General features: G+C 71.2%; 5 protein-coding genes. 1 reads left to right on the forward strand and 4 read right to left on the reverse strand.

The window, feature by feature from the left end; translation table 11 throughout:
- Positions 1–16 precede the first annotated feature (16 nt).
- Both ACFWZ5_RS21520 and ACFWZ5_RS21525 read right to left on the reverse strand, forming a co-directional pair.
- Positions 17–229, reverse strand: coding sequence for a hypothetical protein (locus tag ACFWZ5_RS21520; RefSeq protein WP_384891064.1), 213 nt, complete (start codon positions 227–229; stop codon positions 17–19).
- A gap of 11 nt (positions 230–240) precedes the next feature.
- On the reverse strand, positions 241–852 hold the full coding sequence (locus ACFWZ5_RS21525) for a hypothetical protein (protein ID WP_384891067.1): 612 nt from the start codon (positions 850–852) through the stop codon (positions 241–243).
- Between the two features lie 51 nt (positions 853–903).
- On the opposite strand from ACFWZ5_RS21525, the gene ACFWZ5_RS21530 reads away from it, so the two are divergent.
- Positions 904–1,365: a hypothetical protein gene (locus ACFWZ5_RS21530; protein ID WP_384891069.1), complete on the forward strand. Its 462-nt coding sequence runs from the start codon at positions 904–906 to the stop codon at positions 1,363–1,365.
- Here ACFWZ5_RS21530 and ACFWZ5_RS21535 read toward each other — a convergent pair.
- On the reverse strand, positions 1,343–1,615 hold the full coding sequence (locus ACFWZ5_RS21535) for a hypothetical protein (RefSeq protein ID WP_384891071.1): 273 nt from the start codon (positions 1,613–1,615) through the stop codon (positions 1,343–1,345). The genes ACFWZ5_RS21530 and ACFWZ5_RS21535 overlap by 23 nt on opposite strands.
- Positions 1,616–1,626: 11 nt before the next feature.
- Positions 1,627–10,476, reverse strand: coding sequence for a hypothetical protein (locus tag ACFWZ5_RS21540; RefSeq protein WP_384891074.1), 8,850 nt, complete (start codon positions 10,474–10,476; stop codon positions 1,627–1,629).
- Positions 10,477–10,549: the final 73 nt, after the last annotated feature.

Here is a 10,549-nt window from a genome sequence, read left to right on the forward strand (position 1 = left end):
TGCCGTGCCCGCCCGTCTACTGTCCTGCGCTGGCCTCTGCCTCGGGAGTCTTCGCCTCTGCGGCCGTGCGCGCCGCGAGCCACCCCTGAGTCCAATAGTGAGCGCCGAACTGCTGTTCTCGACTGGCGCTGTACCCGTCGTAGGGGCAGGAGTTGGAGGGATCACCCGCCGCAAAGGCGGACTCGCCCTCCTTGAGCAGCGCCAGATACGTCTGGCGGTTCAGCTCCACTAGTACGGCTCCTAACTCTTCGGCGGGAACAGAGGGTCTTGTCCACCGTGGTTGGTGGTCTCGGTCCCGCTGCTTTCGCCGTTGGCCTGGCTGTGGGTCCGGGTCATCCCGGCATCGTCGACGTCGATAGCCCACACGTCCGGGTCTGTGTAGCGCCAGACCTGGCCGGTGGCATCACGGACCCACCCGGTCAGTGTGCCGTCCGGAGCCTGATCGAGCCACGCCTCTTCGCCGTTGGTGCCCTGGTAGGCGGCGAATGCGGCGGAGGGGATCGTCTCGTCGCCCTCGTCGTACATGTCGCCGGACCACGGCCGAGCATCGTCCTCCGGGGCTGGCGCTTCGGCAGGACTGCCCGAGGCCGATTGTCCGGCGCCGGACGAGAGTTCTTCTGCCGGGGAATCCGGGGCCCCCTCGTTGTCGGGCTCGGGCTCCACATCCGTGGCGTCATCGGCAGGATCGCCTGCCGGAGCCGAGTCCTGGGCGAACAGGTCCGTCGTGGTGCCGGTATCCGAGCCGTCTGCGGTCGGGGTGTCCTTGCCCTTGTCTTCGTCCTGGTCCTCGTCGTCCCCGAACGGCTTGCCGCCCTTGGGGAGTGCCTTGATGGCGAATCCGTATCTGATCACGGCTCGGATAGTGCCCGACCCGGGACCTTGCGTCCTGCGTAGCATGATCGAGTGACGGACGATGTCTTCGAGCTCTTGAACACGCTGGTCCCGCCCGACGAACGGGAGCACTTCCAGCGGTTCACCGTCGCCGTGAACAACACGATGCGCGTGCTCGACTCACTTGCCCTGTGGAGCACCCTGGCGTTCGCCGACGAAGACGTCGATGACCCCGGAAGACAGATGAGGGCCCCGAACATCCGGTGGCTCACCGCCAAGACTCAGCTCACTGAGGACATGGTGCTGTCCTCCTTGGCCGCGTTGGTCGCATCCGGCGGCATCGTTGTGGTGCGCGACGGCGTATGGATGGCGCAGTCCCCAAGCGACGATGCTGGGGCTGAAGCGGCGCGCGAACGCCTCTGGAAGCATCTCCGAGAAGCCACCCAAGGCGCGGGCCTGAACCCCGCCGGGGCCCCGTGGCTTCCCCCGCTGCCTGAGGTCCCGAAGGATGTCAGCGGGGACTGGTTGTGGTAGGGCGGCGTACTGCCGGGCTGCTCTCAAGGACGTCCGTGTACCGGCGGAGGACTTCGAGAACGGAACTCTCGTCGTCCCCGGCCACTGTGCGCAGGGGACCCGTGGGCGTCAGCAAGACCGATTCGCCCGCGTGCAGCTCGACGAGCGCCGCAGCGCGGGCGGAGCCGATCACCGGCCGGTCCGCGTCCCCGGTGATCTGCACCTGGTAGGCGGAGCCGTCGTCGAACCGGCCGGTGACGGTGTGCGGCATCGTCTTCTCCTTCATCGGGTGGCGAGCAGGCCGAGGAGGAAAGCCCTCAGGTCGTCGTCCTCGTACCAGTCGCCGCTGAACATGGCCTGCAGGGACCGGGCGAGGCTGTCACCCGTGTCGGTCTGCGTCCGCTGCTGCGCCAGGAGGTGCCCCAGGGCGGTGTGGTCGAGCGTGCGGGCGCCGGGGCGGCCGGTGTGCGTGCGCGTGAACCAGAAGACGCGCTGGGCTGCGTCCAGGTCAGACAGGTGCCCGGCGAAATGCTGCGCCAGGACGTGAGCAGCCGTGCCGACTCCCGCGTCGCCGAGGTCAGCGACGGTGCCGCGCCGTGCGTCGGGCTCGTAGCGTCCGGCATCGCCGTCGACGGCGGTGAAATGGCGTCCGTCCGGGGCAGTGAGCCAGTCCCTGGGGATGAGGCGCTGCACGTCGCGTACGGCACGCTCGGCGTCCGGAGTGCTGTCCGGGCCGAACACGATGCCGGCGTTGCCCCGGGGGCCGAGGGGCCGGACGTCGGCCAGGGCTGCTGCGACGGCGGTGGGCACCGCGGCGGCGTACTGGCGGCGCAGGTCCTCCCACTCGCGGCGGGCGGTTGCGGCCTCCATGCGGGCGGCAGCGATCTCCACGTCGACGTACGGGTCCGGGAGGGTGCTGCTGGTGCGCGCGGCCTGGAGGTTGAGCAGGCGCCGCTCAGTGGCAGCTACGTAGTTGTCCGCGTGCTGGAGGGTGCCGTGCGGGTCGCCGCCGAAGTCGTCGCTGAGTGCATCGGCCAGGCGGCGGGTGACGTCCTGGTCGACGTCAGCGCCAGCGGCCCGCAGGGCGGCCAGGTGCCGCAGCGCGGTGAGGCCCGGCCCGCCGTCGGCGGCGCGGTCCGGAACCCATCGGGTGTCACCGGATCGGCCGGGGAGTCGGCCCGCGGCGAGCTGCGCCCAAGTCGTCGGCCGCCACCAGGAGACGCGTCGGGATACCTGCCCGAAGCGGCCCTGCTCGGGAAGGAGGCCCGCCCACTGGGATACTCGCGCCGCCAGCGATTCGCCGTCGACGTCCGGGAGGGCGAGGGCGGCGTGCAGGCGTGCCAGGCGGTGCGACTCGGGCCAGTCATGCACCCGGCGTACCAGGCGGCGCAGGAACGTCCTGAGCCGGGAGAGCCGGTCACGGCTGCTGCGCCACAGCTCGGCGATCTTCCGGGCGGCGGCCTTCACCAGCTCGATGAGGCGGCGGCCCATGCGCGCCAGCAGAGCAATCACTCGGGCAAGGAGACCGGGCTGCCGTCCGGCGGCCGGGGGTGATCCGGCTGTCCGGCGCACGATGCGCTGGGCGGTGGCCTGACGGGTTCCGTCGAGCTGTGCCGTCAGGAGCCGGGTGAGCGCGTCGACGTCCGCCGGGTCGGCCCCGGCCTCTTCGAGCTGCCGCAGCACAGCGGTCACCGCGCTGTCGACGTGCGTGGTGGCGTCGGCTGAAGCCTCGCCGTCCGGCACGGGGCGGACGCTCGGCGAGGACGGGGTGTCGCGGCGCCGGGCAGGGGAGGGGGCATCGACCTGGTTGGGGATGAGCCGCAGGAGACCGGCCGCGCGCTGGGCCAGGTCCTCGTTGGGCTCACCGGGGAGAGGTTCGAGGTCGTTGATGGTGCGCAGCGCGGCCCGCACGGTCTGCTCGTGCGCCCTTGCGCGGGCACGACGGAGGGCCTGCTGCACAGCGGCACGGTCGCGGCCGGTGATACCCGCGGCGTCCAGGGCCGCGTTCGCGTCCTGGCGTGCAGCGTCGCGGGCCGCCTGCAGAGCGTCCGGGGTCAGCCGTTGCGCGATCTGCTCACGCAGCGCGTGGATGTCTCCGGGCGGCTCGGTCCCGGCCACGGCCTCGTCGACGATGCGCAAGGCCACGGTGCGGTGGTGGTCGGCGATGATCTGACGCCGCACCGCGGCGAGCGGCGGGTTGGGGTCACGTGGCGCGGGGGCGGGCGCAGGGTTCGGGGCTTCAGCGCTGTTGCCGGTGTCCGGTCCCGGTTCGGGGAGCTGCCACACGGGCATGGCGGCGTGGACGATCCGGCGCTTCCACTGCCGGTTCTCGTCCTCCAGCAGCAGGTTGCGTACGCCGCCGGGCCCTTCCTCCACGTCGAGGACGCGGAAGACGTGGACCTCGTCGCCACGGCGCTCGTCGGGCATGGCGATGACGTCGCCGACGGTGATCTGTGCTGCGTTGGAGGGACGCGGCCGGTCGAGCCCTTCCGGGACACGGCGGCCAGCGGCGTGATCGAGGTGGTCGGCAGCGCGCCGCGCGGCGCGGCCCTCGCTAGTGAGCGGTTGTGCAGTGGCCCGGAGCTGGGCTGCGAGGGCGGTGGCCTGCTCCGGCGTGACGGGAAGGTCGGCGCCGAGGCGGGCGGCGGCCTGCTGGGCGGCCGGGTCGTCCTCGGGGCTGGTGCCGTTGTCGGCGATGGCATCACGGTCGGCCGGTGTGAGGTCCGGGTCGACCGTGGGGCCGGTGACGGGGTCGAGAGCGGGCAGCGGCTCGTGCACGGTCATCTCGCCGTCGTCGGCCGGCATATCGTCTGAGCCGAGGTCCGGGGCGGCGCCGCCCTGCCCTTCCGCCCGGTGGACGACGGCCGTGGCATCCATGTCCATGGTCCCCGGCTCGCCCGTCGTCGTATCGACGTAGTCGATGGTGACGCGGTCGCCCTCGCGGCTGGTTTCCAGGACTTCCACGGTGGTCGGGGCGTCATCGAGGTCGAGCACCAGGACATTGCCCTTGCCGATCTCAGCGGCAGTCGGCTGGGAGATACCGGTGACGGGCGCCGATTGCGGGCCGTCGTCGCGCACTTCGCCGACGACACGGAGGTCCGCCGCGTCCCGGATGACGGCGCCTTCAGCGGTGGTGACCGTGATGCGGTCGCCGTTGACCTGGTCGACCGGACCAAGGAGCGCACTGTCCCCGGTGATTTCCACGACCACGTGACCGGGGCGGACCCGCTGGCCATGGACGGTCCAGCCCGCCGGACGACGGTCGTCGGCATCGTCCACGGTGAGGGACGTGGGCGTGACGCCGTGGTCGGTGTCGCCGTCGGCCCAGCGCACGGATGCGGTGGTGTCGGTAACGCCGACGAGTGTGCCTTCGCGGCCGCCGCTGCCGGTGACGCGGCTGCCCGGGAAGAGGCCGCGGCCGCTGGTGTCGGTGGCGATGGTGTCCGGCAGGTTGGCGCTGATGACGTCCCCCTGGGCGCCGCTCGCCGGGGCACCTGGGGCTGCGGAGTCAGGAGCTTCGGCGCGGGCGGCGCTGGCGGTGAGCGGAGTGTAGACGGTGCCGCGGTTGCCACTCTGGCCGTTGGGGCTCTCGCCGATCGTCGTGCGCCACATGTCCTCGGTGCGGCCTCGGCGGGTCACGGTGACGCGCTCCGGGGCGTCGAGGACGTATCCGGCGCGAGTCACGGCGCGGCCGCGGTGAGTGGTGCCGTCGATGCGTGCCATGTCGCCGGGCTGCAACTGGTCGACGCTGGCCCAGTGTGCGGGCTGCCCGCCGATGGGCTCCGGCTCCGGCCGGGGCTCGGGGGCTGCCGTCTCTTCGTCGGTGCCCTCTTGGCGTTGCTCCGGCTCCGGCTCGGGGGCGGGCTTGCTGGCCGGGCCTGCGTCCGGGGCGGTGGTGTCGTCGGTGCGGGTGCGCACGGATGTCGTCTCGGCGTCGTGGGCCGCCACGGGGCCAGGGGCGGCTTCCGGGGCATGGTCGTCACGCAGCGCCCCCTCGCCGCGCGGCACCGTGTCCGCTGCGCCCGGCTCGTCCACGGCATCCGACGCGGTGGGTGCGGCGTCGCTCCGAGAGAGCTTGGGCGTGTTGGTGATGCCAGGCGCATCTGGGCTGGAGCCGGCGGCGGGTGCGGCCGGGGGCGTCCCGTCCGGCTCGGCGGTGCCCGTGTCCGTGACGGTACGGTTCTCGTTGTCCGGGGCGAAGCCGTCCCGCAGGTTGGACGCCCAGAAGGACCGGTTCTCCAGATCCTTGAGCATGTCGCGGTCCTGGCGGTCCTGCCGCTTTCCCTGGGCAGCGGCGAGAGTGTCCCGCAGCCAGGCGAACTCGTCGCGGGCGTGCTCCAAGTCCTGGACCAGGTCCCCGTTCGTGGTCTGCTGCGTACGGAAGGACTCGACGAGCTGTACGAGCCGGTCGTAGCGCTCCTTGACTGCGGTGTCCTTGCTCAGGCTGGAGGGGAGTTCGGGAAGCTCGGGGTGCCGACCTGCCAAATGGATCTTTACTGCGTCCCACGTGTCCTGGTTGGGACGGGTGGCGTCGGCGGGGGTCTGCAGGGCCCGGACAACCAGGTTGGCGACGGCCAAGTCTTGGCTGCTGGAGCGGCTGTTGTGGTCGTTGCTGATGGTGAGTAGCGGGGTTGCGTCCCACATCGGCTCACGGTCGGCTGAATGCCCGTGGACGTTGCGTACGGTGCCGATTCGGCGGCCGTCCATCCACACGCCGATGGTGGAGCTGTCGGCGGCAGGGTGGAGTTCGGCGCGGTCGGCGAAGGCGCGTACTTGGTCGGCGCCGCCGAATCGGCGGGCACCGTCCTGTGCGCTCTCCGGGGCCAGGGTGAACGACGGCAGGTCGATGCCGTCGACGCTGGGCCCAGGGGTGCCGCCCGCATCGGGCGCGGGGGTGTCGCTGTCTCCGGTCGCGTCGGCGGCTGCGCCTGCGGCGATGCGCTGCTGCTCCTCGTGCTGTTCCCGCTCGATTTTCTCGTTGGCGCGGCGCTGCTGCTTGAAGGCGTTGTACGTCAGACGGCCGCCGTTGTTGTCGAACCATTGGATGAGTTCTTCGCTGGCGTAGTCCCGCCACCGGCCGAAGCGGGACAGGCTGCCGCCGGAGAACAGGTCGCGCTCGCCAACGGGTGGCAGACGCCTGCTGTTCTTGCTGAAGAAGTAGCCGTTGGTGGCGTCGATCGCGGCGGAGTAGCGGGCCTCGTCGATGTCCTGGAATTCGCGCTGCAGGCGCTCCTCGCGGCTCTGCGGGCGGCGGGTGATGTCCGTGGTGCCGAAGCCGAGGGCTGCGTCCATGGCCTCCCCCCGGCGCCGGACCTCTTCGGCGTCGGCTGCCGGGACAGCCGGGATGGCATCGCGGAGCCGCTGGTCGACCGCGTCACGCCGGTCCATCTCGGCGGCGACGCGCATCTGGTCGGTCTCGGACAGGTGCGCCCACACGGCCGCGAGGCGGTTGTCGTCCAGAGAGGTCAGGTCCTCGGGGAGTGTGACGTGCGGCGCCGCCTGGTCGGCGTCGGCGTTCTGGAACAGGTCACGCAGTGCGCGCAGGGCCTTCGGCAGAGAGCGGCCCTCGCGGTCACGCCACTGGGCAATGGCGTCCGGGGTGAGGGACTGGTGCCAGTCGATGGGCTGCCCGTCCGAGCCGGGAGCCATCTCGAACAGATCGGCAAGGTCACGGGCTTCGGCGGCGTTGCGCGTGGTGAGCGTGATCTTGCCGAATCGGCCGCCGTTGCGGGCCTGCGCGAACTGCCAGGTGCGCGCCCCGTCATGGTCGTCGGGGTCATCGGTCCAGGTGACCAGTCCGCCGCCCGTGGACAGGGTGAGCGTCGGGTTGTCGGCGAGCTGGGAGAGGAACGCCCGCCGCTCGGGGTTGTTCTCCTCGCTGGTCAGGCCATGGCCGCGACGCCAGGTGTCGCGCAGGTCGGCCACGGTGCGGGGACGGTCGTGATGGTCGGGCACCCCGTCGGGTACTGAGCCGTCGTGGCCCGAGTCGTCATCGCTGCCGGTGCCGGCCGGGGTGTGGGGCAGGTGTGGCAGACCGGTGCGGGGCAGGCCGGAGCCGCCCGCGCCGGGGCCTTGCCCGCCGGAGCCCCGACCACCGCGGCGCCGACGGCGGTGCTGGTCGCGGTCGTCATCGCGCTCCCGGTCGGGGTCGGCACCAGGCCCATCCGTGGACGGACGCTCCTCGTCGCCGCCTACACCGGGGGAGATGGGGAGCTGCGGGCCGCCGTCGGCGCCTTGCGGAGCATCGTCCGGGGCAGCAGCGTCGGCGTCTCCGTTGCGGTGGTGGCTCTCGGAGCCGCGGTCGTCCTGGTCTTCTTGCTGCTCGGAGTCGTCCTGCTGAGCGTCCTGCGGGCTCTCGTCGTGGTCTTGCGGCACCGTGTCGGCCGCGTCGCTCCCGTCACTATCGGAGGAGTCGGAGGAGTTGGAGGAGTCGGAGGAGTCGGAGGGCTGCGGCGCGTCGCGGTCGTCAGTGATCTCCTCCGCCGGATAGCGCAGGCGCAGTTCGGCATCACGGTCGTAGAACCGCTCCTCGCCGTCGGCGGTGACGATCCGTACGCGGCCCCGGCTCGTCAGCCGCGGCGGCTCGGCGACCGTGTGCGTGCGCCCATGGGCGTCGGTGTACCGGTCGCCCTGGCTCAGGTCGGCAGGGCCGCGCATTCGGACGGGGCGAAGACGGCTGGTGTCGCGTCCCTCGTGGTCCGCGAACATGTCCGGTGTCCCGAAAAGATCATCCGGCCGATCGAGGGGGTTGTCCGGGTCGGCAGCCGCAGGGGCCGGTGCCTGCGGTTCGTCGACGTCGAACAGACCGCCCTCCGGCTGGGCAGGCTCGGGCTTCTTCGGCTCGGGCTTGGGGGTGCGTCCGGCGCGCCGGTCCTTCTCCGACTCCAGGACAGCCATGCGGGTGCGGTCGGCGCCGGTCAGCTCGCCGTCGGCCATCTCCCGCTCCATCAGGGCCACGATCTCGTCGGCGATCTCCTGATCAGCCATGGTCGACGGCGCCTTGGTGCCTTCGGGGCGGATGGCATCGAGCTGCTGAGCCACGTCCTCGGGAGCCAGGCGGACAGAGCTGTCCGACCCGGCGGAATCCGGCTCCGACTCGTCAGGGAAGGCGCTGGAGTCCTGACTGGCGTCTGCCGGGTCGTCTTCCTGGTTGCCGTCCTCGTCGCTGGGCTTCACGGGAGCAGGGGCATCGGCAGGCGATTCGGCGCCGCTGCCGTCGCCTGCCTCGGGGGCGTCGTGCCCTTCCTCGTCCGGTGCGGCAGCACCCGGTTCGGTGGCGAGCCGGACGCGATCCTGCTCCGGCGCCCGATGCTCCTCCGGTATGTCCGGCTTCTCGGCCCGTTCAGGCTCGGGGAACTTGCGGTCGAACTCTTCGAGCGCGAGGACCGCGGCGCCGACGGCCCCCTGAAGAGGGATGCGCGCTTCCCGCCGCTCCTCGACGATCTCCGTGCGCTGCGCCTTGGTCAGCTTCTTGTCGAGGTCGCTCTCGTCGATCTCGGGCAGCTTGTCGAGGTCAGCGATCCGGCCAACGATGTCGTCCAGCAGGTTCGTGCGGGCCCGCGCGTGCTCGATCTGCGGGGTGAGGTCTGCGGCTGCCTGCGCCGACTGCAAAAGCGCTATCTGCTCGTCGAGTTCGGGCATGCGCGCCTGGTCCGCCTGCTGGAGCGCGGTGGCCTTCTCCAGGGCGTTTGTGAGGCGGGTGAGCATGCCCGACCCGGCGCCCTTCTTCTTCAAGTCCTTCGGCTCGCGCTCGAAATCTGAGCGTGCGAGGTCAGGGAAGCCGACGTGCGCGACGAGCTTGCCGTCCGCGCGGCGCTCGGTACGGACCCCGACGTCAAGGCCTCCGAACTGGCCGAGGATCTTCCACGGGCCCATGCCGTCGCGGTCGTGCTCGAGGAGCTGGGTGGTGACTTGCCGGTGCAAGGCGGCCGCAGCATCGGCGCGCTCGGTGTACGCCAGGCCGCCGAGGTTCATGGCGAAGGCGCCGCGGACGTCGCGGATGCGGGGAAGAGCATCCTCGCGGCGGGCGATGCCGTCGCGGGTCTGTGCGAGTTCACGCTGAAGGTCGGCCAGCGCTTCCTGGCGGCGGACGCGCTCGGCGGCTTCGTTGTGCTGGTCGATCTCCAGATCACGCAGCGTGCGGCGGGCCTTCATGAGCTGACTCATGTAGGGGTTGCCGCCGATCTCGGCTTCCATCGTCTCGTAGTCGGGGTAGTCGACGTCGAGTTCGGTGACGGTGTCGCGGGTGTCGCTGTCGGCCATCTCCGGGCGCTGGATGTCGACCAGGCCCTCCGCCTTCGCCGCGACGAAACCGGCCTTCCAGCCGTCCAGGCTGCCCTTGGTCGCGAAGATGTCGATCTCGATCTCCGCGTTCTGGTTGCCGTAGCGCAGGCCGCGCCCGTTGCGCTGCTCCATCTGCGCGGCGCCCCAGTCGAGGTCGACGTGGGTGAGCGACACCATGCGGTTCTGCGTGTTCATGCCGGTGCCGGCGACGCTGCTGGAGCCGATGAGCACGGAGATGTCGCCGTCGCGCGCCCGCCGGAACAGCTCGGCGAGTTCTTCGGGCTTCCCGGTCTTCTTGTGGTCCTGGACGAACACGATCTTCTCGGCGGGGATACCGCCTTCGACCATGAGGCGCTTGAGCTCGGCGTACGCGTCGAACTTGCCGCGGTTGTTGCCGCCCGGCACGCCCTCGTTCAGGAAGATCATCTGGAGGGCGCCGGGAACGGGGTGATCCTCGGTGCTGCCGTAGGACGTCTTGTAGACGCGGTCCTTGAAGCGGTTGTAGCGCTCGACATGCCTGGCGGCGACCGCGGCGAGTTTCCTTCCGGCCGGGGCCTTGCCGTCGATGAGCCGCGGGTCCAGTGCGACGGACGTGCCCTCGTTGGAGACCGCGAGCATGTTGTCCTGCGCGCGGTCGACGTCGCCGTTGTGGATCGCACGGCCACGGGCGACGAGCCTCTTCAGCCGTGCCGTCTGATCCTTGGTCGGATCGACCATGACCAGGTTGGGGCCCCCGCCCACGATCTTCGGGCGGGGGATACCCACGTCGTCGGCGCGCTTCGTGTCGGCAGCCAGGCCCCACATCGTCTTCATGGCCCGCCGGTTGTGGAACTCGGAGAACCGCTCCACGACCCGCAGCCCCGAGCCGTCGGGCGCGTTCTCAACGCGCAGGGTCTTACGGCCGAACGTCGCGGCCCACAGG

Origin of the sequence: Streptomyces sp. NPDC059003, from assembly GCF_042740445.1 — a bacterium.
GTDB lineage: Bacteria > Actinomycetota > Actinomycetes > Streptomycetales > Streptomycetaceae > Streptomyces.